22 protein-coding genes are annotated in these 25690 nt (G+C 64.9%); 13 read left to right on the forward strand and 9 right to left on the reverse strand.

What is annotated here, in order from left to right:
- Positions 1–64 precede the first annotated feature (64 nt).
- From R6258_RS01200 to R6258_RS01235, 8 genes are all read left to right on the forward strand, one after another.
- Positions 65–1654, forward strand: a complete 1590-nt coding sequence (locus R6258_RS01200) for an ABC transporter substrate-binding protein (RefSeq protein ID WP_318446429.1) — start codon at positions 65–67, stop codon at positions 1652–1654.
- 133 nt (positions 1655–1787) lie between these two features.
- On the forward strand, positions 1788–2834 hold the full coding sequence (locus R6258_RS01205) for an ABC transporter permease (RefSeq protein WP_318446431.1): 1047 nt from the start codon (positions 1788–1790) through the stop codon (positions 2832–2834).
- Positions 2831–3778: an ABC transporter permease gene (locus R6258_RS01210; RefSeq protein WP_318446433.1), complete on the forward strand. Its 948-nt coding sequence runs from the start codon at positions 2831–2833 to the stop codon at positions 3776–3778. Before R6258_RS01205 ends, R6258_RS01210 begins: the two co-directional genes overlap by 4 nt.
- A 4-nt stretch (positions 3779–3782) precedes the next feature.
- A complete protein-coding gene (locus tag R6258_RS01215; protein ID WP_318446435.1) occupies positions 3783–4832 on the forward strand; it encodes an ABC transporter ATP-binding protein in 1050 nt (349 codons plus the stop codon).
- Positions 4829–5887 carry an oligopeptide/dipeptide ABC transporter ATP-binding protein gene (locus R6258_RS01220; RefSeq protein WP_318446437.1) on the forward strand — a complete coding sequence of 353 codons (1059 nt, stop codon included), beginning with the start codon at positions 4829–4831 and terminating at the stop codon, positions 5885–5887. The genes R6258_RS01215 and R6258_RS01220 overlap by 4 nt, the downstream gene beginning before the upstream one ends.
- Positions 5888–6029: 142 nt before the next feature.
- The gene (locus tag R6258_RS01225; protein WP_318446439.1) at positions 6030–6941 is read left to right on the forward strand and encodes a LysR family transcriptional regulator; all 912 of its coding nucleotides are present in this window, start codon (positions 6030–6032) and stop codon (positions 6939–6941) included.
- Entirely contained in the window at positions 6938–8242 is a 1305-nt protein-coding gene (pepQ, locus tag R6258_RS01230) for a Xaa-Pro dipeptidase (protein WP_318446441.1), read from the forward strand. Before R6258_RS01225 ends, pepQ begins: the two co-directional genes overlap by 4 nt.
- A gap of 158 nt (positions 8243–8400) precedes the next feature.
- Positions 8401–9423 carry a hydrolase gene (locus R6258_RS01235; RefSeq protein WP_318446442.1) on the forward strand — a complete coding sequence of 341 codons (1023 nt, stop codon included), beginning with the start codon at positions 8401–8403 and terminating at the stop codon, positions 9421–9423.
- 15 nt (positions 9424–9438) lie between these two features.
- Here the strand turns inward: R6258_RS01235 and msrA are convergent, their stop codons facing one another.
- Positions 9439–10074 carry a peptide-methionine (S)-S-oxide reductase MsrA gene (gene msrA / locus R6258_RS01240; RefSeq protein WP_318446444.1) on the reverse strand — a complete coding sequence of 212 codons (636 nt, stop codon included), beginning with the start codon at positions 10072–10074 and terminating at the stop codon, positions 9439–9441.
- A gap of 18 nt (positions 10075–10092) precedes the next feature.
- Between msrA and R6258_RS01245 the strand changes: the two genes are divergently transcribed.
- The gene (locus R6258_RS01245) at positions 10093–10575 is read left to right on the forward strand and encodes a YchJ family protein (protein WP_318446446.1); all 483 of its coding nucleotides are present in this window, start codon (positions 10093–10095) and stop codon (positions 10573–10575) included.
- On the opposite strand, the gene R6258_RS01250 is transcribed toward R6258_RS01245, so the two are convergent.
- From R6258_RS01250 to R6258_RS01260, 3 genes are all read right to left on the reverse strand, one after another.
- On the reverse strand, positions 10544–14629 hold the full coding sequence (locus R6258_RS01250; protein ID WP_318446448.1) for a translocation/assembly module TamB domain-containing protein: 4086 nt from the start codon (positions 14627–14629) through the stop codon (positions 10544–10546). The two genes, R6258_RS01245 and R6258_RS01250, sit on opposite strands and share 32 nt — an antisense overlap.
- Positions 14593–16467 (reverse strand): autotransporter assembly complex family protein, encoded by a 1875-nt coding sequence (locus tag R6258_RS01255; RefSeq protein ID WP_318446450.1) that lies wholly within the window; start codon positions 16465–16467, stop codon positions 14593–14595. The genes R6258_RS01250 and R6258_RS01255 overlap by 37 nt, the downstream gene beginning before the upstream one ends.
- A 114-nt stretch (positions 16468–16581) precedes the next feature.
- Positions 16582–17430: a hypothetical protein gene (locus R6258_RS01260; protein WP_318446452.1), complete on the reverse strand. Its 849-nt coding sequence runs from the start codon at positions 17428–17430 to the stop codon at positions 16582–16584.
- Between the two features lie 224 nt (positions 17431–17654).
- Here R6258_RS01260 and R6258_RS01265 point away from each other — a divergent pair, with 224 nt between their 5' ends.
- Positions 17655–18233, forward strand: coding sequence for a superoxide dismutase (locus R6258_RS01265; protein WP_318446454.1), 579 nt, complete (start codon positions 17655–17657; stop codon positions 18231–18233).
- Positions 18234–18361: 128 nt separating this feature from the next.
- Here R6258_RS01265 and R6258_RS01270 read toward each other — a convergent pair whose 3' ends face one another.
- Complete coding sequence (locus tag R6258_RS01270) at positions 18362–19654, reverse strand: nucleotide sugar dehydrogenase (protein WP_318446456.1); 1293 nt, start codon at positions 19652–19654, stop codon at positions 18362–18364.
- A gap of 5 nt (positions 19655–19659) precedes the next feature.
- Positions 19660–20550 (reverse strand): UTP--glucose-1-phosphate uridylyltransferase GalU, encoded by an 891-nt coding sequence (galU, locus tag R6258_RS01275; protein WP_318446458.1) that lies wholly within the window; start codon positions 20548–20550, stop codon positions 19660–19662.
- A 240-nt stretch (positions 20551–20790) separates the two neighbouring features.
- Here galU and R6258_RS01280 point away from each other — a divergent pair, with 240 nt between their 5' ends.
- Genes R6258_RS01280 through R6258_RS01290 form a run of 3 tightly spaced genes read left to right on the forward strand, consistent with a single transcriptional unit; the run spans position 20791 to position 23542 of the window.
- A complete protein-coding gene (locus tag R6258_RS01280; RefSeq protein WP_318446460.1) occupies positions 20791–22143 on the forward strand; it encodes a TRZ/ATZ family hydrolase in 1353 nt (450 codons plus the stop codon).
- On the forward strand, positions 22140–22871 hold the full coding sequence (gene ubiG / locus R6258_RS01285; protein WP_318446462.1) for a bifunctional 2-polyprenyl-6-hydroxyphenol methylase/3-demethylubiquinol 3-O-methyltransferase UbiG: 732 nt from the start codon (positions 22140–22142) through the stop codon (positions 22869–22871). Before R6258_RS01280 ends, ubiG begins: the two co-directional genes overlap by 4 nt.
- On the forward strand, positions 22868–23542 hold the full coding sequence (locus R6258_RS01290; protein ID WP_318446464.1) for an HAD-IA family hydrolase: 675 nt from the start codon (positions 22868–22870) through the stop codon (positions 23540–23542). The genes ubiG and R6258_RS01290 overlap by 4 nt, the downstream gene beginning before the upstream one ends.
- A 39-nt stretch (positions 23543–23581) precedes the next feature.
- On the opposite strand, the gene R6258_RS01295 is transcribed toward R6258_RS01290, so the two are convergent.
- From R6258_RS01295 to pal, 3 genes are read right to left on the reverse strand one after another with little or no spacing between them, the layout of a single operon-like run.
- Positions 23582–24343: a YciK family oxidoreductase gene (locus R6258_RS01295; RefSeq protein WP_318446466.1), complete on the reverse strand. Its 762-nt coding sequence runs from the start codon at positions 24341–24343 to the stop codon at positions 23582–23584.
- 19 nt (positions 24344–24362) lie between these two features.
- Positions 24363–25133: a tol-pal system protein YbgF gene (ybgF, locus tag R6258_RS01300; RefSeq protein WP_318446467.1), complete on the reverse strand. Its 771-nt coding sequence runs from the start codon at positions 25131–25133 to the stop codon at positions 24363–24365.
- Positions 25134–25151: 18 nt separating this feature from the next.
- Complete coding sequence (gene pal, locus R6258_RS01305) at positions 25152–25685, reverse strand: peptidoglycan-associated lipoprotein Pal (RefSeq protein WP_318446470.1); 534 nt, start codon at positions 25683–25685, stop codon at positions 25152–25154.
- Positions 25686–25690 lie beyond the last annotated feature (5 nt).

Here is a 25690-nt window from a genome sequence, read left to right on the forward strand (position 1 = left end):
TCTCTATGGTGATACGGGGACCCAAGGGTCATACAACGAACAATCAACCATTTCGGGTTTTGACATGATTTTCAAGAAAACACTGCTTGCCACCCTGGTGGGTGCCTCGCTGAGCCTGCCCATGGCGGCAATCGCCCAAGACGTGACTGGTGACGGCAAAGACGTCACATTGCGCGTCGCCTACGATGCCGATCCGGTGTCGCTGGACATTCACGAGCAGCTTTCCGGCGGCATGCTGCAACTCTCCCATCTGGTTTTCGATCCCCTGGTCCGCTGGACGCAGGATTTTGAATTCGAGCCGCGCCTGGCCACCGAATGGGAACAGCTCGACGACACCACGCTGCAGATCAAGCTTCGCGAAGGCGTCAAGTTCCATAGCGGCAACCCCTTCACCGCCAAGGATGTCGCCTGGACCGTCGAGCGCCTGAAGCGCAGTGCCGACTTCAAGGCGATCTTCGAGCCGATCGACAGCGTCGAAGTGGTCGACGAGCACACCGTCAAGTTCCACACCAAGAAGCCCTATCCGCTGCTGCTCAACCTCGCGACCTACATCTTCCCGATGGATAGCGAGTTTTATTCCGGCAAGACCGACAATGGCAAGGACAAGAGCGAGATCGTCAAGAACGGCAACTCCTTCGCCTCTCGCAACGTATCGGGCACCGGCCCCTACCAGGTCACCGAAAGGCAGCAGGGCGTCAAGATCGATTTCGAGCGCTTCGACGACTACTGGGATAAGCAGTCGCCGGGCAACGTCGATCACATCGTGATGACCCCGATCAGCGAGAACGCTACCCGCGTGGCCGCCCTGCTCTCCGGCGACGTCGACTTCATCGCCCCGGTGCCGCCCAACGATCTGGAGCGGGTCCGCGCGGCCGACGACGTCAAGCTGGTAACCATGTCGGGTACCCGCATCATCATGATGCAGATGAACCAGAAGCGCGTCGAAGCCTTCAAGGATCCCAAGGTCCGCCAGGCCTTCGCCTATGCCGTCAATCAGGAAGCGATCGCCGATCGCCTGATGAAAGGCTTCGCCACGCCGGCCGCGCAGCTCTCGCCGGAAGGCTACGACGGTCATAACCCGGATCTGAAGCCGCGTTACGACCTGGAGAAAGCCAAGCAGTTGATGAAGGAAGCCGGCTACGAGGACGGTTTCAGCATCACCATGATGGCGCCCAACAACCGCTACGTGAACGACGCGCAGATCGCTCAGGCCGTATCGGCCATGCTGGCGCGGATCAACGTCAAGGTGGATCTGAAGACGCTGCCCAAGGCGCAGTACTGGTCCGAGTTCGACGACCGTGCCGCGGATATGATGCTGATCGGCTGGCACGCCGACACCGAGGACTCGGCGAACTTCTTCCAGTACCTGACCGAATGTCCCAACGCCGACACCGGCGCCGGCCAGTACAACTCCGGCAACTACTGCAACCCCGAACTCGACGAGAAGGTCGCCGAGGCCAACCTCGAGACCGATCGCGAGAAGCGCGCCAAGATGCTCCAGGCGGTGGAAAAGGGACTCTACGACGATGCCGCCTTTATCCCGCTGCACTGGCAGGATCTGGCCTGGGCCGCCGATACAAACGTTCAGATCGAACCGGTTCTCAACGTCATGAACTTCCCCTACCTGGGTGACGTGGTCGTCAAGCCGGAATAAGCCGTACCCACCCGCCCCTCGCCGGTGCCAAGTCGGCGAGGGGCAGCCGTTTCGAAACTCATGCCAAGGAAGCGCGTCCTGACGGTCGATGACCGCGCGGGCGCCTTTCGTCTGCCGACAGGACCCGCAATCCATGATTGCCTTTCTGATCAAGCGCCTGTTTCACGCCTTCCTGGTGATGTTCATCATCAGCGTGATCAGCTTCGCCATCCAGGACAACCTCGGCGACCCCATCCAGCAGATGGTCGGTCAGTCGGTGCCCGAGAGTGAACGCGCCGAATTACGCGAGGAACTGGGCCTCAACGACCCGTTCATGGTGCAATACCTGCGCTTCGCCAAGAATGCCACGCACTTCGACTTCGGCTACTCCTACTTTTATGGCGAGCCGACCATCGACGTCGTTCTGCGCCACCTGCCGGCGACGCTTGAGCTGGTGTTCGCCACGACGCTGCTCATCATGCTGCTGTCGGTGCCGATCGGTGTCTACAGCGCCATCAAACCACGCTCGCCGTTATCGCGGTTGTTCATGGGAATTTCGATCGTCGGCATTTCGATTCCGGTGTTCCTGACCGCCATCGTGCTGATCCAGATATTTGCCATCGGCGTGCAGGTTACGCCCTTTCCAGCCGATACCGGTTGGGGCAGTTGGCTCAACGGTGTCCTGTCGACCGACGGTGGCATGCCCGCCTATGGGCGCGGCGACGTGGTTCACGTGATCGGCACCTGGAATACCAATTTCGCCTCGCTGGAGGGCTTGACCTATCTGGTATTGCCGGCGATATCGCTGGCCTCGATCATGCTGCCGCTGTTCATTCGCCTGATCCGTGCCGAAATGCTCGAGGTACTGCAGTCCGAGTACGTCAAGTTCGCCAAGGCCAAGGGCATCAGCATGCGCCGCATCTACTTCCTGCATGCGTTGAAGAACACCATGCTGCCGGTGATCACCGTGGGCGGCGTGCAGATCGGTACGCTGGTCGCCTACACCATCCTCACCGAAACGGTCTTCCAATGGCCGGGTGTGGGGCTGATGTTCCTCGATGCCATCGAGCGCTCCGACATCCCGCTGATCGTCACCTACCTGATGATCGTCGGGCTGATTTTCGTGATCACCAATACGTTGGTCGACCTGATCTACGGCCTGGTCAATCCCACCGTGAAACTCACAGGGAAGCCCGCATGACTACCGCCTCGACTTCGTCCCCGGCCCCCTCTCGCTGGGCGCGCTTTCGCAGTTCCTATCTGCTCTACAGTTTCAAGCGGGACTGGATCGCCCAGGTCTGCTTCGTCGTCTTCGTTCTGCTAGTGGCGGCAGCGATCCTGGCGCCGTGGCTTTCGCCGATGAACCCCTACGACCTGGCGCAGATCGACATTCTCGCCTCCGAGCTGCCACCGTTCTGGATCGATGGCAGCGATCCCCAATACCTGCTGGGCACCGACGCCCAGGGCCGTGACCTGCTCTCGACGATCCTCTACGGTGCCCGCGTATCGCTGATCATCGGCTTCGGCGCGGTGATCATGCAGGCCCTGCTCGGAGTGACTTTCGGTCTGCTCGCGGGCTACCTCGGCGGACGCGTCGATGCCTTCCTAATGCGCATGGCCGATATCCAGCTGTCGTTTTCCACGCTGATGGTGGCGATCATCGTCGGTGCGGTAATCAAGGCCAGTTTCGGCGGCGCCATCTACAGTGAGTACGCAGTGTTCATTCTGGTGTTGATCATCGGTCTCGCCGAATGGCCGCAATATGCGCGCACGGTACGCGCCTCGGTGCTCGCCGAGCGCAGCAAGGAGTACGTCGATGCCGCACGGGTGATGGGTTTTCGCGCCAAGCGCATCATGTTCCGGCACATCCTGCCCAATACCCTGTCGCCGATCTTCGTCATCTCGACCGTGCAGATCGCCAACGCCATCATCTCGGAAGCCGCGCTGTCGTTCCTCGGCCTGGGCATGCCCGAAACCCAGCCGTCGCTGGGCTCGCTGATCAAGTCCGGCTTCGACTACCTGCAGTCGGGATCCTGGTGGATCACGCTGATACCCGGTGCCGTGCTGGTGGTGCTGGTGCTAGTGATCAACCTGCTCGGCGACTGGCTGCGCGACGTCATGAATCCGCGACTCTACAAGGGCTGATCGCATGGCTTTACTCGAAGTTTCCAATCTCGATGTGCGCTTCGCCCTGCGCCAGGGCGAAGTCAAGGCACTACGCGGCGTCAGCTTCTCGCTGGATCGCGGTGAGCGCCTGGGGATCGTCGGCGAGTCCGGCGCCGGCAAGTCGGTGGCCGCGTTCACCATTCTCAACCTGATCGCCAAGCCGGGCTACATCGCCGGCGGCAGCATCCGTTTCGACGGTCGCGAGCTGACCACCATGAAGCCGCGGCAGCTGCAGCAGGTTCGCGGCAATCAGATCTCGATGATCTTCCAGGATCCGATGATGACGCTCAATCCGGTGCTGACCATCGGCGAGCAGATGATCGAATGCCTCAAGGCCCACCGCCGCATCCGCAGTCGCGATGCCCGCGAGATCGCGCTCAACAAGCTGCGCCAGGTCTACATTCCCTCGCCGGAGCGGCGTCTGGACCAGTACCCGCACGAGCTTTCCGGCGGCATGCGGCAACGCATCATCATCGCCATCGCCCTGCTGCTCGATCCCGACGTGATCGTTGCCGACGAGCCGACCACCGCACTCGACGTGACCATCCAGGCGGAGATCATGGAACTGCTGCTGGAATTGTGCGAGAAGCACAACGTGGCGCTGATCCTGATCACCCACGACCTGGGCGTGGTCAGCCAGGTCACCCAGCGCACGCTGGTGATGTACGCCGGCCGAGTGATCGAGCAGGGGCCGACCCGCGAGATCATCAACGACGCGCAGCACCCCTACACCCAGGGGCTGATCAATGCCCTGCCGCAGATGGCCACCCCCGGGCAGCGGCTCAACCAGATCCCCGGCTCGATGCCCAGCCTGGCCAATACCCCGCCCGGCTGCGCCTTTCACCCGCGCTGCAGCTTTTCGGTCGACGCCAGCGGCGAACGCCGGCGCGATTGTCGCGAGGTGATCCCGGCGTTCGTGCGGTCGGGCAATTGTGACGTCGCCTGCCACATGGTGCGTGAACTGGTCGAGCCGCGTCCGGCTGAGCGTGACGCGAGCGAAAACGGCCCCAGCGAACAACGGGAGGCCCTATGAGCGAGGTCATGCAACCATCCCAGCGTCCCACCGCTGACTCGGCGCAGGCCGGCGAAACGCTGCTCCAGATTCGCGGTCTCGAAAAGCACTTTCCGCTATCCGGCGACTTCCTCGAGCAGTTGCGTTTCGAGGGCGGCAAGCTGAAGCGTCGACAGGAATTCGTGCACGCCATCAATGGCGTCGACATCGACGTCAAGCGTGGCGAGACGTTGTGCGTGGTCGGCGAGTCCGGCTGCGGCAAGTCCACGGTGGCGCGCATGGTGATGGGGCTGTTGCATCCCAGCGCCGGCGAGATCCGCTACGACGGCCAGCGCATCGACGATCTCAGCCCACGCCAGCTGCTGCCCTATCGTCGGCGCATGCAGATGATCTTCCAGAACCCCTATGCCTCGCTGAACCCGCGCATGAGCATCCAGCAGACGCTCGAGGAACCGCTGCGCTTTCACCATCCCGACTGGAGTCGCCAGCAGATCCTCGACAAGATCGGCGAGGTGATGGCTTCGGTAGGCATCGATCCGGAATGGGGCAAGCGCTTCGGCCACGAGTTTTCGGGCGGCCAGCGTCAGCGCATCGCCATCGCCCGGGCGCTGGCAGTGGAGCCCGAGTTCATCGTCGCCGACGAACCGATCTCGGCGCTCGACGTGTCGATCCAGGCGCAGGTGCTCAACCTGCTGATGGACGCCCAGGAAGCCCATCACCTCACCTACCTGTTCATCACCCATGACCTGGCGGTGGTCGAGCACTTCGGTACCCGCGTGGTGGTGATGTACCTGGGGCGCGTCTGCGAAGTGGCCGAAACCCGCTCGCTGTTCGACAGTCCGCGTCACCCCTACACCCAGGCGCTGCTGTCGGCGATACCGCGCCTCGAGGACGACGGCCCCGATCACATCAAGCTTTCCGGCGAAGTGCCGACGCCGGTCAACCTGCCGTCGGGCTGCGTATTCCACGGCCGCTGCCCGCACGCCAACGAACGTTGCCGGCGCGAAATACCGCAACTGATCGAGTCCCAGGGCAGCCAAGTGGCTTGTCATGGTGTCGAAGAGGGACGTATATAAGCCGTTCGCTATGGCAACGCGTGTCGACATGGCACAATCAGCGCCTGCCCCGGCTCGCTCGGGACAGGCGCTGTCATTAGCGCAGGTCCCTGCCTGCCCTGTCCCGTCGACTCAACACGCGTGCTAGCAAACGAGGTAATCGATGGAGATTCGCTGGTTGGAAGACTTCATCACGTTGGCCAAGACGCGTCATTTCTCGCGGGCCGCCGAAGCACAGAACGTCACCCAGCCGACCTTTTCGCGACGCATCAAACTGCTCGAAGAAGAGATGGGCACCACGCTCGTCGACCGCCAGACCCTGCCGCTCACGCTGACCCCGGCCGGTGAGGAGTTTCTGCGCCTGTGCGAGCAGATCACCGAGCGGGTGCGGCTGACTCGCGAGCGTATCGGCCAGATCGTCGACGACCAGGCTCGGCGTATCGTGATCGCCGCCCCCCAGAGCGTGCTGTCCTACATCCTGCCCAACTGGCTGAACCAGCATGGTCTGCAACAGCGTGTCGAGCCCTACCTGCGCGCCACCAGCTGGCTGCTGAGCGATTACTTCCAGGCCCTGGATCGCGACGAGTGCGATCTTGCGCTGTGCTACTGGCCTCGCCAGACGGTAGCGCTGGATGTCGATACCAGCGGCTTCGAATACCTGCCCATCGACACGGAGATACTGGTGCCGGTCTGCGCGCCCGACGACAGCGGCCAGCCGCGCTTCGCGCTGCCCGGCCAGCGCCGCCAGCCGTTGCCGTGCATCGCTTATCACCCGCGCGGGCTGATCCAGAAGGTCATCGAAGCGCACCTGATGCGCCTCACTCAACAATGCTATCTGAGCACGCTCAACGAGAACGTGCAGACCGCCAACATCAAGGAGCTGGTGATACAGGGCTATGGGCTCGGCTGGTTGCCCCAGCGCGTCGCCCAACGCGCCTTGGATTCCGGCGAGCTGGTTCTAGCCGGGCCCGCGCGCTGGAACGTTCCGCTCGAGGTTCGCCTCTATCGGCGCCGAGCACACCGCCATCCCGGCCTCGATGAATTGTGGCAACAACTACAGGAGACTCCGTCATGAACGCTACGCGTCTCGACGCCCAGCACGATGCCCATCTCGAGGGCCTGGAAAACGCCTACGCCCGACTGCTCGAGGCCCAGGGCTACGATGGCGTATTGCTTTATAGCGGCGCACCACGGCACTTCTTCGGCGACGACCAGCAAGCCAGCTTCGCGACCTTCGCGCACTTCCTGCACTGGGTGCCGCTCGCCGGCATCGAGCACAGCTGGCTGCTGATCCGTCCTGGACAGCGGCCGTTGCTGCGCTTTCATGCCCCGGCCGACTTCTGGCACCTCACTCCGTCGCTGCCGGAGGCCGCCTGGAGCCGGCGCTTCGCCATCGAGACCACCGCCGAGACTGCGCCGCCGCAGCTCCCCCGGGGTCGGCTGGCCATCGTCGGCGAGGTCGACGCCGACACCGCCGAACGGCTGGGAGCGGCGCTCAACCCGCCGGCGCTCTGCCAGGCGCTCGATGAGTTGCGCGTTCGCAAGAGCGATTACGAGATCGCCTGCCTGCGCGAGGCCAATCGGCTGGCGCTGGCCGGCCATGAAGCGGCCCGCCAGGCCTTCGACGCCGGCGCCGCCGAGCTCGACATCCAGCTTGCCTACCTCAAGGCCAGCCGTCAGCGCGAGTCGCAAGTGCCGTATCAGAACATCGTTGGTCTCAATGAGCATGCCGGAGTGCTGCACTATCAGCATTACGACATCGAGGCGGCACCGCGTCGTCATAGCCTGCTCCTCGACGCCGGACGACGCGTCGCCGGCTATGCCTCGGACATCACCCGTACCTGGGCCGGTAGTGACGCCGATCCCCAGTTCGCGGCGTTGATCGAAGGCGTCGAGCAGTTTCAGCAACGGCTGATCGCCGAGTTGCGTCCGGGGCTGGACTACGTCGCCCTGCACGAGCAGATGCATCTCGAACTGGGTCGCCTGCTGAACGCGCAGGCGCTGATCGAGTGCTCCCCCGAGGCGGCAGTCGAAAGCGGCATTACTCGGGCTTTCTGCCCCCACGGACTGGGCCATTCGCTGGGTCTGCAGGTGCACGACGTCGCCGGGCGGCGAGATTCCAGCGGCGGGCCGCTGCCCGCTCCCGAGCGCGACCCGGCGCTGCGCCTGACACGCACCCTGGAAGCCGGCATGGTGGTCACCATGGAACCCGGGCTCTACGTGATCCCCATGCTGCTGGAACCGCTGCGCGACCGACCGGCAGGACGCAGCATCGATTGGACCGGTATCGCGCGGTTGGCGCCGCATGGCGGCATTCGCATCGAGGACAACATCGCCATCGGCCATGGTGGGCCGATCAATCTGACGCGCGATTAGAAAATCGTCGGGAACGATTTTTGACGTCGCCCCGGCGACGGCCGAAGGTGCCCGCCGGGGATGGCGGGCACAAAAAAGTCTAAAGGCCTGCTATCGACGGCTTGTAAGCAGCCGTGGTCGGGATATGCTGGAGAAGCGATCCTAGGGAAGCGGTCATCATGGCACGCACCATCGTTCCAGCCACTTTTACCGCCGCGCGCGGTCTGGGCAACCGCCACGTCCAGACTCTGCTGCCGCGCATGCGGCCGCTTGCGGCGCTGGAACGCGACATCGAGATTCTCAACCTGCCCGACGGCGATTTCGTCGAACTGGCGTGGGCTCGCCCTGCCCCGCTCGCCGACGACGCACCGCTGTTCATCCTGTTCCATGGCCTCGAGGGCTCGTTCGACTCCCCCTACGCCCGCGATCTGCTGGGCATGGCCAGCCGCCTTGGCTGGCGGGCGCTGCTCATGCACTATCGCGGCTGCGGGCAGGCACCCAATCGCCTGCCGCGGGCCTACCATTCCGGCGATACCGCCGATGCCTACTGGTTGATCGGCCAACTGGCGCTGCGCTATCCACGCGCCATCAAGGTCGCCGCCGGCGTTTCGCTGGGCGGCAACATGCTGGCCAAGCTGGTCGCCGAACAGGGCGGCGACGGGCTCGACCTGGCCGGTGCCATCGTCATCAGCGCGCCGCTCGACCTGGCCGCCAGCGCCGATGCCCTGAACTGCGGCTTTGCCCGGTTCTACCAGCGTCACCTGCTAAAGACGCTCAAGAACAAGATCGCCACCAAGATGGCCAGCGGTCCGCTGCCGATCCGTCTCGCCGCCCATCAGCTCGAACGCCTCGACAGCTTCTGGGCCTACGACAACGAAGTCACCGCCCCACTGCATGGATTCGCTTCGGCCAGCGACTACTATCGCCGCGCCTCGGCCGGTCGGTTGCTCGGTGATATCGAGCTACCGATGCTGATCCTGCACGCCGACGACGACCCCTTCATGCCGGGCGATCTGTTCTCGCGGCTACCGGCAGCCAGCGATGCCGTGCGTATCGAACTCGCCCGCCAGGGCGGCCACGTCGGTTTCATCGAAATGCGCAATGGTCGGCTGAATCCCTGGCTGACCGATCGCGTGGGTCGCCAGCTCAAGGATTGGGCGAGCCTTCCGGCCCCCGCCAGGACCGAGGCCAGCCGCTCGTAACCGTCTCTTTGCCTGTCAGCCGATCGGACAGCTCACCCCAGTCCCCTTGAGCCCGCAGTAGCCACCGGGATTCTTCATCAGGTATTGCTGGTGGTACTCCTCGGCATAGTAGAACGCCTTGAGCGGCGCGATCTCGGTGGTGATCGGCCCCATGTTCTCGCTATCCAGGGCCTGCTGATAACGCGCCCGGCTCTGCTCGGCGATCGCCTGCTGATCAGCGTCGGTGGTGTAGATCGCCGAGCGATACTGACTGCCGATGTCGTTGCCCTGACGCAGCCCCTGGGTGGGATCGTGGGCCTCCCAGAACACCTGCAGCAATTCGGGCAGGCCGATCACGGTCGGCTCGAAGACCACCCTGACCACTTCGGCATGCCCGGTCATGCCGGTGCAGGTCTCCTCATAGCTCGGGTTGGGCGTGTAGCCCCCGGCATAGCCCACCGCCGTGACATGGACCCCGGGCAACTCCCAGAACAGTTGCTCGGCGCCCCAGAAGCAGCCCAGGCCGAGCACGATCTCCTCGTGACCGGCCGGGAAAGGCGGTAGCATCGAGTGCTGCGTGACGGCGTGAACGCCACTGATCGCCATCGCCTGGTCGCGCCCCGGCAGGGCCTGGTCCGGCGTAGGCATGCGCTGTTTGTCTCGACTCCACATGACGTCTATCTCTCTTGAATGATGGAAATTGATCCGACCACCGTCTGCCCCTGCGGCAGCCAGTCATCCTACGCAACCTGCTGTGCGCCGATTCATGCCGCTCCGGCCCGCGCCTCGACGCCCGAAGCGCTGATGCGTGCCCGGTTCAGCGCCTTCGTGCTCGCCGACAGTGATTTTCTTATCGCCAGCTGGGCCCCGGACACCCGACCGATGCGCGCCGAACTCGAAGGCTCTGGCGAAGACTCCGGGCCGCGCTGGCGGCGGCTGATCGTCGCGGCCAGCGAGAACGACGATGATCACGGCTGGGTGCGCTTCCGGGCGCTTGCCCAGCAAGCGGATGGCTGGCTCGCGCTCGAGGAAACCAGCCGTTTTCGTCGCATCGATGGACAGTGGTTCTATCTCGACGGCGATGCCGACTGGCAACGGCTCCGCGTGGGCCGCAACGCGCCCTGCCCGTGCGGCAGCGGGCTCAAGGCGAAGCGCTGCTGCGCCCGAGGCTGAAACTGTAGATCAGGTCCACGGCCTGGGCCGCCCCGGTCACCGCCTCCAGATAGAGGTTCTGCATCAGCTTGTAGCGTAGCGTCAGTTCGGCGATCGGTGAAAACACTCCGACGCCGTAACTGACCTCGAGATCCTCGAACAGCTGGCCGCTGACCACCACCTGGCTATCCTCACCGCTACCGGCGGTGTCCAGCGTCAGGTCCTGCACGCCGAAGGTCTGCCCCAGGCGGCCGACCGCGTTGCCGGTACGCGACAGCGACAGGCCGATCAATGCCGACGTCAGCGCCCCGTCGCCGCCGCTGTCGTCCGGCGCGCGTCCGCGCAGCAGGTAGGACAGCGCACGACTCTCGGCCATCGCCGGCTCGGAAAACACCTTCAGGTTGGGCTGTTCCGCCGGCCCGCTGACACGCAACCCGGCGATCACGCCATCCTCGGTGGCTTCCGGGTTGCGGATCGCCTCGAATTGCAGGCGCGGCTGCGATGCCGGACCGCTGAACAATACCTGCCCCTTGCGGATCAGCAGGTCCTGCCCGAACGCACTGTACTCGCCGTTGACCAGATTGACGTCGCCGAACAGCTGTACCGGGCCGCTGCCCTGACGCACTTGCAGGTTGCCGGTCAGTTCGGCCTCCAGTCCATAGGCCGCGATGCGTACATCGGGACCGATACTCAGGTCGATGCGCACATCGAGGCGCATGCCGGCTTCCGACAGCGCCTGAGCGGTCGCTTCGTCGGCGCCCTTGGCCGCTTCATCGACGGCCTTGGCCGCCTCGCGCTGGGCGCGCTGCTCGTCGCGCCGGGTGATGATCACCTCATCGCTGCTCGGCGATACCGCCGAGGCCGGCAACTGGCCGACTTCCAGGCGTCCCCACGGGACATCGACCCGGCCGCGGATACGCAACAGGTCCGGCGAGGCGGAGATCTGCAAGTCCGGCGCTACCCGCAAGCGGCCGAACTCGGGCAGCGTCAGTTCCAGCGGCTCCTCGACGCCCTCGAGCGCCAAGTCGGCCTGCCACTGGCCGGGCTCGGGCCAGCGCGCGTCGCCGGACAACTCCAAGCGGCCCCGTTCGGCGGCGACGAAGCCTTGGATATCCGCTTGGTGTCCACTCAGCGCGACCGTCAGCCGGCCGTCGCGCACCTCGACGGGGACTTCGCCGCCCTGGGCGCGCAGCCCATCGAGGACGAGTTGGCCGTCGAGTTCGGGGTTGGCCAGCGCACCGGCCAGGGCGATGTCTCCGTCGAGCGTGCCCTCGAGCGTGTCGACGCCCGCCACCAGCGCCTGGTAGGGCGCCAGGTCCAATTCGGCGATGCTCAATTGGCCATCCAGTGCCGCCTTGCCGGTGGGGTCGTCGATATCCGCCTGCAGGCGAATAGCCCCGGCCCCGTCGACGCCCACCCGGGCGTCGACGCTTGCCTGGGAGGGATTGGCGTCCAGACTCAGTTCGAGTTGCGTCGTCGGCAGGCTCCAGGGCTTGCCGTAGGCGTCGAGCCCCTCCAGGTCGAGCTGACTCTGCAGCTCGGCGTTGGCCTGCCAACGGCTGGCCCCGGCCGACCACGAGAATTCGAACTGGCCGTCGCTCTTACCGGCGGCGCTCCAGTCCTCGGGCAGTACCAGCCCCAGCAGGTCCATAGGCACCTGTTGCAAGGCCATGACCACGCGGCCCTGGCCGGGCGAGGCTTGCAGTTCCTGCGTGGCGCACAGCCGCCCGCCCTGCCGGCGCACCAGGCAGAACGGCTGCATGGTGAGCCGACTGGCGGCCAGGTCGACGGCGAATGGCGTCGCTTCGGCAAGCCGCAGCTCGGTCTGCTCGCTATCGATCTCGAGCGCCGCCAGCCGACCGCGATAACGACTCCGCTCGGCATTCAGGCCACCGTCGATGCGCAGCGAGGCGCGCGATAGCGGCATGTTCTCGCCGGCCTGCAGCGATAGGTTCAGACGATGCTGCGAGAGCCGCCCATCGACTCCGAGATCCAGTTGGCTGAGACGCTGCCCGCCCGCCAGGACCTCCTCGAGGCCCAGGTCGATGTCGAGCTTCGGATCATCAAGACCGGCGACGTCGGCATCCAGCCTCAGCGAGCCGATGCTATTGTCGGCATAACGCAGATCACTGCCCTGCAAAGCTGCGGCGATCTGCGGCGCCTCAAGCGTCCCGCCCAGACTGAAGCGCCCATTGACCGAGCCGCCGAGCGCAGGCAGTAGCGAATCCAGCGCGGGGGCGTCGAGGCGCCCGGAAAGATCGAGGGTATCGGCCATCTTGCCCTGTGCGGTCAGGCGATTGCGGCCCTGGCGTAGATCCAGCGTGTCGATCTGCCAGCGCATGTCGCTATTGCCGCTGAGCTTGGCCTGCAGCGAGAGCGGCCGCCCCTGCAACGTGCCATCGATCGCCAGCGTCGGTACCGCTAGCCGCCAGCCCTGTTCTCGCTGGGTGAAACGCACCCGGGCGTCGCCGTTGAGCGTCCCGTCGACCGCCTGGGTGACGGCGCCCAACGCGAAGTTCTCGAGATTGATGGTGGCGTCGACCGTCAGGGCCGGCGCCCAATGCACCTCCCCGCGGCTGATCAGCGCACCCTCGGCGGCGGAGAGCGACAATGGCAGCCAGGCGAAGTGTTCGAGATCGCCGTTACCCACCAGGCCGATCTCGACGCTGGCGGGCAGCGCCTGCCCCGAGGCCCGGCCCTGCAGCGCCACGCGATAGCCGGTGAGATCGCCTTCGGCGCGCAATTGGAGGGCGTCCACGCGATACTCGGGCGCGGTGATCAACGCCGCCTGTTTGGTATCGCCTGACTTTAGCGTGACGCCACTCACGGCCAGTGCGGCTTCGACATCGACATTGACGGCGGGAGTCAGCGGCCAGGCCAGCCGCTCGGCATCGACGGTGACTTCGAAGGGCACGGTGGGCGCAAGAAGGTCGGCCTGGGCGCTGAGCGAGGCGCTGACCGGCCCGCTGGCCTCGATATCGGCGGCCAGGTCGGCCAACGAGCCGGAAACGTCTAGATTCAGTCGCTGCCCGGCGAGTGGCGACTGGTGGATGACACCCTCGAGACTGGCCGTCAGGGGGTAGTCATCGCGCAAGGTAACCGATGCCGAGAGTTGCGCGTCGGCGTCCGGCGCCGTCAGGGCCAGGCTGTGCAGGCGCACGTCATGCCCTTCGCCCTCCAGGCTGAGGGCCAGGCGATCGATGCGCCGCGGTGTGGGCCCTGCAAGCCGGAAATCGCTGACGATCAGGCTCGGAACGCGTATCGCCAGCGGCAGTTCGATCGCGGGTAACGAACGCCGCGGCTGCGCCTCGAGGGGGGACGTCGAATCGTCCGACGCCAGCGAATCCGCGGTGGCCCTGTCGTCAACCGACGCGGCGGAATCGGCTGTCGTGAGCGCAATGCTTGCGTCGATCGCTGCGGCGCCGATTGTCCGATCACCGCTCGCCCCTTCGCCATCCGGCGCGCCGAGTTGCTGGCCGGGCGATTGCGGCAACCGCAAGCGGACATGCGCCAGACGGGTCGGCAACAGCGTGAGTTCGTTGCCGGCTATCCGCGCCCCGCTGGTGAAGCGCTGCCACTCGAGATGCGTGCCGTCGGCGAGCCGTATCGCCACGTCGTTGACCGACAGCGCGCGCACTTCGACCGGAAACGGCACGACGATCGACGGCAGACCGCCCGACTCGGCGGGGGCTTGCTCTTCGGCCGGCGCGGGGGTGGATTGCGCGAGCCTGACGTCGACGTTCTCGAGTTCGAGCGCATCCAGGCACAGACGGCCATCGAGCAGGCAATCCTCGGCCCAGGCCAAGTGCAGGCGCCCGACGCGCACGTGCGCCGGGCCGGCCTGCATGACGAAGCCCTCGAGCGTGAAGGCCTCCAGCGGCGAGCCGCTGATGCGTTCGAACTCGAATAAGCCGCGCTGCTCGCCCTGCTCGGCCAACCAGGCGGTTCCCCAGGGCGAGAGCCCCAGGCCCACCAGCAGGAAAATCAGCCCGAGCAACCAGAACGGTAACCAGAGCAGCAAGCGTAGAAAGGGAATGATCAAAATTCGGGCCCTATGGCGAAATGCAGCCGCCACGAGTCCTCCTCGCTGTCGAAGGGGTGCGCGATGTCCAGCCGAATGGGGCCGACCGGAGAGACCCAGCGAACCCCCAGGCCGGCGCCGGTCGCTAGATCCTGCGGCCACCAGTCATTGAAGGCATTACCGGTATCGACGAAGGCCGCGCCCCACCAGTCGCCGGTCAAGCGACGCTGGGCCTCGATGCTGGCGACGAATTTCTGCTGTCCGCCCAGCAGTTCGCCGTCTTCGTTCCTCGGTGCGAGGCTCTCGTAGCTGTAACCGCGGACACTGCGATCGCCGCCGGTAAAGAAGCGCAACGACGGCGGGATCTTGTCAAAATCGTCGGTACTCATCGCGCCGACGCTGGTACGGCCGATGAAACGGTAATCGCTGCCGAGCATGCGAATCCACTGCGAATCCAGCGTGCCCCGCACGAAGGTGGCGTCCGAGCCCCAGAGGGTATCCGAGACGGCCAGCGACAGTCGCTGGCTATCTCCCCAGGAGGGAAAGCGCGGGTTGCGGGTACGCGTGCGAGACCAGCTGATGCCCGGGTAGTAGAGCAGCACCTGCTCGTTCTGATCGGCCTGCTTGAAGTCCTCGTAGGTGGAGCGCACGTAGAGTCGCTGGGTCCAGCCGTTGTCGAAGACCCATTCCCGGGCCAGCTCCACCGAGGCTTCCAGGCTCTGGGTGTCTTCGTTGTCGAGGTTCCTGAGGCCGTATTGCAACTCGTAGCTGTCGCGCAGCGGATCGGCTAGCGGCATGCGGTAGGTGCCACTGAATTGCTGCTCCGGGGCGGACAGGTACAATTCATGGTAGAGGCTGTCGCCGTCCTCGTTGAGCCATGGCTGATCCCAGGTGAACTGGGTGCGCGGGCCGACGTCGGTCGCGTAGCCGATACCCACTTCGAATTGATGGCGATCGGCGGGAATTAGGCTGACGTCCACAGGGACCCGCGGTGGCCCCGGGGTGGCAACGTTGCGTGCCGCGTCGAGAGCCAGCGCACTGAGCACCGGCTGCGCTTGTTGGCCGCTTGATTCCGCCGGGCCGGTGCCGGCCGGGCGGTGATCGACGGCCTGCCACCAATTGAGCTGGGCCTGGGCCAGCGAGGCGCCGGTTTCGATACGCGGCCTGATGCTAATGCCACGAAACCAGTCGGTCTGGCCGAGCCGCTGGTTGTATTCGGCCAGTTGCCCGGCCAGGTAGGGGTCGCCTTCGTCGAACGGCAACATGTTACGCAACTTGGCGACGTCGATCTGGCTGCCTGAATAGCTGACCCGACCGAAGCGATAGCGCTCGCCGCTATCCAGCGTCAGGTAGATTCGAGCGCTCTGTTGCCAGGGGCGCACTTCGATACGATGGCGGGGAAATGCCGCGTCGAAATAGCCGCGCTCAGCCGCCAATGTCGAAAGCTGGCTGCGCAGTCCCTCGTAGGGCGCGTGCAGGAGCGGCTCGCCCTCCTTGAGCGGCATGGCGTCGATGGCATCCAGGAAATGACGATCGTCGCTCGCATCGCCCACCAACTGAATATCCAGGGTTTCGATGGTGACCCGCGGGCCAGGCTCGATGGTGACGACGGCGCGCTCGATGGCTTCCGCGTCGTCCCCGGTTTCCAGACTCACGTCGATCGTGGGGTCGTAATAACCATAGGCCTTGAGCGCTTCGCGGCTGCGTCGGCGGATTTCCGATTCCAGGCGCGCCCTGCCGTAATCCGCCGCCTCCAGCTCTGCCAGGTAATTGACGACGTTGTTGGCCACCGGCCCTTCGAGCCCCTCGACACGGGTCTCGATAGCCCATGCCCGACCGCCAGTGGCGGCCAGCAGGGCGGCCAACAGGGGAACGAGATAGCGCCGCTGCATGGGTTAGCGCTCGCCAGGCCGCGGGTAGGTGTCGGCAAGAGCGCGGTCACCCCGGCGATTGAATAGGCCTGCGTCCATTCGTGTCTCTAGCTCCCTGAAAAACATCACTGGTGATCAGTTGCCCGCGCTCAAGCTCTCCAGACTGGCATTGATCGCCAATTGATTTTGGCGCAATTCGGTGATTGCGGTGTGGATTTCGTCGATCCGCGCCTGGAGCTGCTCCTGCTGACCCTGGCGTGACTGGCTAGTCTCGTTCAACGAGCCGACACGCTCATCGAGGGTCGCGATGCGCGTTTCCAGTTCGCCCAGCGCCTCGAGCTGCTGCTGCGTGGTGCGCTGAGCCTGGGCCAGTTCCTCGGTGCGTTCCGCCAGCGCCTCGCGGCGCTGGGCCGCCTGCTGTTGTTCGGAAGCGAGACGTGACAGGCGGTCGGACAACCCCTGGCGGGCTTCGTTCCCCTGCTTCTCGAGGGCCGTCAGTGAACGGCGGGTTGCATCGAGGGTGGCGACCAGTGTGTCGCCCTGCGCTTCGAGACCGTCGAGTCGCTGGACCAGGTCGTCGATTCGCGCGCTGTCGGCCGTGCTCTCCTCGAGGCCTTCGAGGGTCGAGCGCAGCTCGCCGAGCTGCTGGGCCAGCGATTGCTGGTCCTCGTTGAGGGCGCCAAGCTTGTTCGATAGTTGCTCGGGCGACATGCTGCGACCGTCGTCGAGGCCATCCAGCCTGGCATGCATGTTGGATACCTGGCCTTCGAGCTCACGCTGGGTCGTCTGCCAGCTCTGACGATCCATCCAGTAGAGCCAGGCCAGCGCCGTCAGCCCGGCCAGCAACAGGCAGACCAACAGCCATAGCGGCCAGACGCGCGCTCCCCGGGCATTGTTACCCGGCGGGCGATGCGTGGTCAGTTCATCGCCAGGCCCCGGGACGATCGGGGTTGTCAGGCGTGGTTCGTCAGCGCGATCCACCATGGGTTCTCCTCGTCTATGCCTGGCGTTAGCGGGTTCGCCATCGTTGCTTCGCTACGCTCCCGACCGCGCCGAGCAGCAGCGGACGGAATTGGCGAGCATACCCCAGGCTGATAATATGATGCGACCTCAGCTAACGCAGATGCTTGGTATTGTAAGGTTTTTTTACTCGCTCTGTATTCCACGCTGGTTACCGGACAGAAGAAAAAAGCACAGGAGCTTAACCAATGGCGTTCGAATTGCCCGCGCTTCCCTATGAACGGAATGCCCTGGAGCCGCACATTTCCGCGGAAACACTCGAGTACCATTACGGCAAGCACCACCAGGCTTACGTAACCAAGCTCAATGAGTTGGTCCAGGGCACCGACGACGAGAACAGGTCGCTCGAGGAGATCATCAAGTCGGCTTCCGGCGGCCTGTTCAACCAGGCGGCTCAGGTATGGAACCACACCTTCTACTGGCACTGCCTGTCGCCCAGCGGTGGTGGCCAGCCTTCAGGCGCCTTGGCCGAGGCCATCGACGTCAAGTTCGGCTCCTTCGATGCGTTCAAGGACGCGTTCAGCGCCAAGGCCGCAGGCAATTTCGGCGCGGGCTGGACCTGGCTGATCAAGACCGCCGATGGCGGAGTCGATATCGTCAATACCGACGATGCCGACACTCCGATCGCCCATGGCCAGACGCCCTTGCTGACCATCGACGTGTGGGAACACGCCTATTACATCGATTATCGCAACGCGCGCCCCAAGTACCTGGATGCGGTGTGGAACGTCATAAACTGGGACTTCGTCGCCCAGAACTTCTGTTGAAGAGCTTGAGTTGAAGAGCTTCAACTGAGCGCGACGCTTAGCTGCCGTGCGCAGCCGTCGCCAGCCTGTAACGACAACGCCCCGCTCGAAAGCGGGGCGTTGTCGTGTCTACGTCGGGCACAGCCGTGTCAGGGATCGGCGCGACGCCCGATGCCCCGATAGACCAGCCCGCGAGCCGCGACATAGACCGGATCGTAGATATTGCGACCGTCGAGGATCAGCCGCTCGCCGAGCGTTTCGGCAAGACGGCGCCAATCCGGATTCCAGTAGCACTTCCACTCGGTGACCAGCATCAAGGCATCGGCGCCCTCGCAGGCGGCGTAAGGATCATCCTCGTGCAGGCTGAGTAGCGGATGGTCGCCCAGTTCCTTGCGCAGCGCCGGTAGTGCCGCCGGGTCGTGCAGGCGCACATGGACGCCCTGGGCCCACAGCGCGCGCAGCAGCGTCAACACGGGCGCGTGATCGATGCGCGTGGTGCCGGGTTTGAAGGCGGCGCCCCAGATGGCCACCGTGCGCCCTTCCAGCTTGCCATGGAAGTGATTCCACAACTTGCGGAACAGGGTTTCCTTCTTGCCCTCGTTGATGTCGAGCACCTGCTCGAGCAGCTGCGATTCGCGCCCCGTCTGGTGCTGGACGTCGGCCAGACGCATCAGATCGCGGGAGAAATTGGGCCCGCCGAAGCCGATCCCCGGATACAGGTACTCGTAACCGATACGGGTGTCGGCGCCCATGCCCTGACGGACATGCTCGACATCGACGCCCAGCGAATCGGCCAGTCCGGCGACCTCGTTCATGTAGCTGATGCGCGTCGCCAGCATGCCGTTGATCGCCAGCTTGGTCAGCTCGGCGGCGCGGCGCGGCATGCGCTGGAAGACCTCGGCCCGGCGGTTGAAGGCGCGCAGCAATTCACGAACCTGATCGGCCGCCCAGTCGTCCTCGCAGCCCAGTAGCCATCGCGTGGGGCGCGTGAACACCTGCCAGGCACGCCCCTCCTCGAGCATGTCCGGCAGTACCACGGCCACCTGCGAGGCATGGCGCAGCAGCGCTTCCAGCGCCTCGGTCTGGCCCACCGGGAACGTCGAATTGTTGACCACCACCAGCGGCGAACTCTGTACGCCGGCGACGGCATCGACGAACTGCTCGGCGGCGTCACGCTGGTCGGGCGCCAGGGCCAGCCAGACGATATCCGTCTCCGCCTGCGTATCGAGGTCTGGTGCATCGTGAATGCGCAAGGCGCCCGATTCACTGCTCTTCGTCAGCTCGTCGGCGACGAAGGGTTCGCCACTCAGCCAGTCGGCCGATGCGAGCTGCGCCCAGCTGGCGTCGGGATGCGGGTACCAGTCGACCCGGTGGCCGACCGAGGCCAGTGCCGCGGCGGCAGTTGCCGCGGCCAACTCACTGCCGTGTACGATGATTCGCATCGGCTTTACCCCTCGTTGGCGTAACGCTTGAGCAAGGCATTGAAGCCTTCGCCGAACTTGGGATGGCGTTTGCCGAAGGCCAGCGTGGCTTCCAGGTAGCCCAGCTGGTGACCGCAGTCATAGGTCTCGCCCTGCATGCGGTAGGCGGCCACGCCCTGCTGCGCGCGCAGCGCATCGATGGCATCGGTCAATTGGATCTCGTTGCCGGCGCCGGGCTTGGTCTTGGCCAGCAGTTCGAAGATCGAGCCGGGCAGCAGGTAACGACCGATGACCGCCAGCGTCGAGGGCGCTTCCTCGACCTTGGGCTTCTCGACCATGTCGCTGATCAGGGCGCTCTTGCCGGGCTCGGGGACATCGCCCTCGAGGGCGACGATGCCATACTTGTGGACCATGTCCCGGGGCACGTTCTCGACCATGATCTGGGCATCGCCGGTACGCTGGTAGGCATCGATCATTCCGGCCAGGTCGTTGCGCGGCAGACCTTCGCCATCGACCAGCACGTCGGGCAGCAGCACCGCGAAGGGTTCGTCCTGGCCGATCACCGAGCGCGCGCAGAGCACGGCATGGCCGAGGCCCAGCGCTTCGGGCTGGCGTACCGCAATGATACTGACGTCGGCGGGAACGATCTTGCGTACCTCGGCGAGCATCTCGTCCTTGCCCTTGGCCTCGAGCATCGTTTCGAGCTCGAAGTGCTTGTCGAAGTGATTCTCGATGGCGCCCTTGCTCGAGTGCGTGACCAGCACGATCTCCTTGATCCCGGCGGCCACCGCTTCCTCGACCACGTACTGGATCACCGGCTTGTCGACGATGGTGATCATTTCCTTGGGAATGGCCTTGGAGGCCGGCAGACAACGGGTGCCGAGGCCGGCAACGGGTAGTACGGCCTTACGAATCATGGGGGTCCCTCCTGCATGAATGTAACAATAAGTATGCCATAGAGAGGCCCCGAAGTGAGCCCCGCCATGGCCAAGTGTAATAGCTGCATGCCCACTACGAGCATCATCCGCCGGCACGCCGCCGCCGCTCGGGCATGCTGGGCCCTGCCGGCCCAGGCCATCGGGTGCTACGGTGGCATCTTTGCCCAAAGCCTGTCGAGAAAGAGTAGAATGCGGGCATCTTACCGGAGGAGATGCGCCATGCCACCCGACGCCCCTTTCGACGTCGAGTTGCTGATCGAAGCCCGCTGGGTGCTGCCGATGAGCGAGGATTTGCCGACCCTGGCCGATCATGCCGTGGCGATACGGGCGGGACGCCTGCTCGGCCCCTGGCCGATCGCCATCGCCCGCCAGCGGGTCAACGCCCAGCGCGTGCTGCGCCTCGATCACCACGCCCTGCTGCCGGGGCTCGTCAACGCGCACAACCATGCCGGCATGAGCCTGATGCGAGGCTTCGCCGACGACCTGCCATTGATGACCTGGCTCAACGAGCATATCTGGCCGGCCGAAGCCGCTCATATCAACCCCGGATTCGTCGCCGATGGCACGCGGCTGGCGATCGCCGAGATGCTGCGCTCGGGCACCACCACCTTCGCGGATATGTACCTGGCTCCCGAGGCCGCCGCCGACGTCATCGGCGAGACCGGCATCCGCAGCCAGCTGTGCACGCCGCTGATCGATTTCCCCACCCCCTGGGCCGAGGACTTCGGCACAGGACTGGCACGCACCGAGGCGCTGGTGGCGCGTTGCCAGGATCATCCGCTGATTGGCCTGGCCTTCGGCCCGCACGCGCCCTACACGGTCGGCGACGACAGCCTGAAGCGGCTGCGTGAGGCGCGCGAACGCCTCGACTTGCCGATCCAGATGCATGTCCATGAGACGGCCGACGAAGTCGAACAGAGCCTGCGCGAACACGGCAAGCGGCCGCTGCGTCGGCTGTTCGAAGCCGGACTGCTCGACGCACGCTTCCAGGCGGTGCACATGACTCAGATCGACGACGAGGACCTGGCGATCATCGCCGAGACCGGCATCCAGCTCGTGCACTGTCCCCAGTCGAACCTCAAGCTGGCCAGCGGCTTCTGTCCGGTCGAACGACTACGCGCAATGGGCGTCAACATCGCGCTGGGTACCGACGGTGCGGCCAGCAACAATGACCTCGACATGTTCGACGAGATGCGTTGCGCCGCGCTGCTCGCCAAGGGCGTCAGTGGCGATGCGGCGGCCTTGCCGGCGATGGCGACACTGGCCATGGCCACCCGCGACGGCGCCCATGCGCTGGGGCTCGGCAAGCGCGTCGGTCAACTCCGTGAAGGCTACGAGGCCGACCTGATCGCCGTCGACCTGGATGAGTTGAATACCCAGCCGGTCCATCACCCGGCCTCGGCGATCGTCTACGCCATGAACAGCCGCCAGGTCAGTCATGTCTGGGTCGCCGGCCGGCCCAAGCTCGTCGAGGGCGAACTGTGCGACATCGACGTCCAGGAACTCAAGCGCATGGCCGCGGCTCGTCAGCGTGCCATGTCTCACACCCGCCAACAGGGAGAGGCGCAATGAACCCGGCACAACGCGATACCCAGCGCGGCAATGTCGATCCCAGCGAGATCGCCAAATTCGAGGCCTTGGCGAGCCGCTGGTGGGACCCTGACAGCGAATTCAAGCCGCTCCACGAGATCAATCCGCTGCGCCTGGACTTCATCGACGCGCGGGCCGGGCTCGCCGGCAAGCGCGTGCTCGACGTCGGCTGCGGCGGCGGCATCCTGAGCGAAGCAATGGCGCACCGCGGCGCCGAAGTGACCGGTATTGATCTGGGGGCGACGCCACTGGAAGTCGCGCGCATGCATCAGCAGGAGAGCGGCGTGACGGTCGACTACCGTCAGATCAGTGCCGAAGAGATGGCCGCCGAGCAGCCCGGCGAGTACGACGTCGTCACCTGCCTGGAGATGCTCGAGCACGTACCCGATCCGGCCGCGGTGGTGCGCGCCTGCGCGACGCTGGTACGCCCCGGCGGCCATGTCTTCTTCTCGACCATCAACCGCAACCCCAAGGCCTATGCCTTTGCCATCATCGGTGCGGAATACGTGCTCAGCCTGCTGCCGCGCGGCACCCACGACTATCGCAAGTTCATCCGGCCCTCGGAGCTTTCCAACTGGTGCCGGGCCACCGGCCTGCGCGTACGCGAACAGAGCGGACTGACCTACAATCCGCTGACCCGCACCTACCGCCTGGCGCCGCGCGACGTTTCGGTCAACTACATGATGCACTGTTCGATGGAGGCGCCGTGAGCCATGCGCCGCTCGGCCTGCTGTTCGACCTCGACGGCACGCTGGTCGACACCGCACCGGATCTGGCCCGCGCGACCAATGCCCTGCGCGCGCATCACGGTCTCGACGCGCTGCCCTTCGAGGTAATACGCACCCAGGTCTCCAACGGGGGGAGCGCCCTGGTGACGCTGGCGCTGGGACTCGAGGCCACGCACCCCGAACACGCCGCGGCACGCGCTTTCCTGCTCGACAGCTATGCCCGCGACGTCGCGGCCGAGAGCCGGGTTTTCCCGGGGTTGGAGCCGCTACTCGCAACCTGGTCGCAGCCGCCGCGGGCCTGGGGCATCGTCACCAACAAGCCGCGCGCATACGCCGCGCCGCTGATCGAGGCGCTGGGCCTCGAGCCAGGCGCCTTGCTGTGCGCCGATGACTTGCCGGTGAGAAAGCCCGACCCCGAACCGCTATGGGCAGCGGCGCAGCGCCTGGGGTTGAATGCCGCCCAGTGCTGGTACATTGGCGATCACGTGCGCGACATGCAGGCCGCCCACGCCGCCGGCATGACCGCGATCGCGGTCGGTTACGGGTATATCGACGAGGCCGAGGATCGGCACAGCTGGCGAGCGGATCGCTGGTTCGAGAAACCCCAGGACCTTACCGCTGCGCTTGTCGGATTGATCGATCGGCCCCGCTGAGCCGAGGCTCGACGGGGAGAACCAAGTCGTCAGTATTGCCTAGCTACGGGCCGGCTGGGCGTCGAAACGCTCGCCGGTATGGCCCTGACTATCGGCGCCCATCAGCCATAGATAGGTCGGCATGATCTCGTCGGCGGTACGCAGCGTCGCCGGATCTTCACCGGGGAAGGCAGCCTGGCGCATCCGCGTCCGCGTGGCGCCGGGGTTGAGGCTATTGACGCGCACCGAGGAAAGATTCTCGAGCTCGTCGGCTAGCACCTGCACGAAGCCCTCGGTGGCGAACTTGGAGACCGCATAGGCGCCCCAGAATGCCCGCCCCTTGCGGCCTACGCTGGACGAGGTGAAGACCACCGAGGCGTCGTCGGATGCCTTGAGCAGCGGCAGCAGCGCCTGGGTCATCCATACCGGCCCATTGATGTTGACCTGCATGACCTGTTCCCAGAGCTCAGGATCGTACTGCTCGAACGGAGTGATCCGTCCCAGCAGGCCGGCATTGTGCAGAATGCCATCGAGGCAAGCGAACTCCTTGCTCAGCGTCGCCGCCATGTCCTGATAATCCTTGAGCGTAGCGCCTTCGAAGTTGAGCGGGAAGATCGCCGGCTGCGGTCCGCCATCGGCCTCGATCTCGTCGTAGACGGTCTCGAGCTTGGCGATCGTGCGCCCCAGCAGTATCACCGTGGCGCCGTGGCGGGCATAACACTTGGCGGCGGTGCGGCCAATGCCTTCACCGGCGCCGGTTACCAGGATCACCCGCCCCGCCAGCAGATCCGCGGGAGCCTGGTAATCGATCTTGCAACTCATCGTGACTCCTCGTTGCCGGTCAGAGCCCGGACTGGTTGAGGAAATCGCCGGCCATGCTGGCCGCATTGCTATCCGGATACTCCTGCTGAACGCGATTCAGCAATTGCTTGCTGGCCTCCGGCTGGCCTTGGCGCGCCTTGAGCAGTCCCAGCTTGTAGAGCGCATCGGGGACCTTGTTGCTTTGCGGATAGTCCTCGATCACGGTGGTGAACGCCTGGGCGGCCGGTTCCAGCTCGGAGCGCGCCGAATAGAGCTCTCCTAACCAATAATAGCCATTGGCACGCAGTGGCGAATCGGGATGATTCTTGACGAAGGACTCGAACGCCGTGAGTGCGGCATCGAAGTCGCGCGCCTGAACCTTCTGGAAAGCGGCCTGGTAGGCCTGGCGATCTTCCTGGTCGGCGGCAGCCACCGCCGCATCGCTATTGTCGCCCTGTTCGGCCGAACTGGGAGTGCCGCCGCCCTGGGCGGTATTGCCGCCACCGGACGCGGCAAAGCCACTGATACGCTTTTCCAGTTCCAGATAACGCTCCTGGGCGAAATTTTTCTGCTGCTCGAGTTGATAGCGCAGCTCTTCGATCTGCCCTCGCAATTCCTGAATCTGACGCTGATTGTCCTGCAACTGATTGAACAGCACCAAGTTGCCGCCAGCTTCCGGACGAACCTGGGTCTGTTGGTAGAGATTGCTCTGCTGGTTGGCCGATAGATCTTCGACCACGGGGGCGGCCCATACGGACAGCGGGAGCACCAGGGCCCCCGCGCCGCACAGTCCTTTCAGACTGTGTTTCATGCTTGACTCCGCCGAAGCTTAGTAAGCGATGACCACGCGACGATTCTTCGCGTAGGACTGTTCGGAGTGACCTTGCACGGCCGGACGCTCTTCACCGTAGCTGACGACATCGACCTGCGATGACGAGACTCCCTGAACGCTCAGGTAGCGCTCCACCGACTGCGCACGACGCTCGCCCAGACCCAGGTTGTACTCGCGGGTACCGCGCTCGTCGGCATGGCCCTGCAGGACGATCTGAGCATTGGAGTGATTGCGCAGGTAGGCAGCGTGCTCGTTCAGCACGGACTCGAACTCGGGACGAATGGTGTCCTTGTCGTAGTCGAAATAGATGGTACGCACATCGGGCACGCCGGCAAGCTGGTCGGCACCCATCTGAGAGCCGTTGGCCTGCCCACCCAGGCCCTGGCCGGTGGTCACACCGCCCTGACCCTGGCCGCCGGCTGTCGCGCCATCCATGCTGCCGTCCTGTGTGCCACCGCTGCTGGAACAGCCAGCCATGACAGCGAGGGACACAGCGACGGCCAGGCTTTTGGCGTACGGTTTAAACTTCATCGTCA

The organism is Halomonas sp. HP20-15, from assembly GCF_033446685.1.
In the GTDB taxonomy this organism is placed as follows: domain Bacteria; phylum Pseudomonadota; class Gammaproteobacteria; order Pseudomonadales; family Halomonadaceae; genus Modicisalibacter.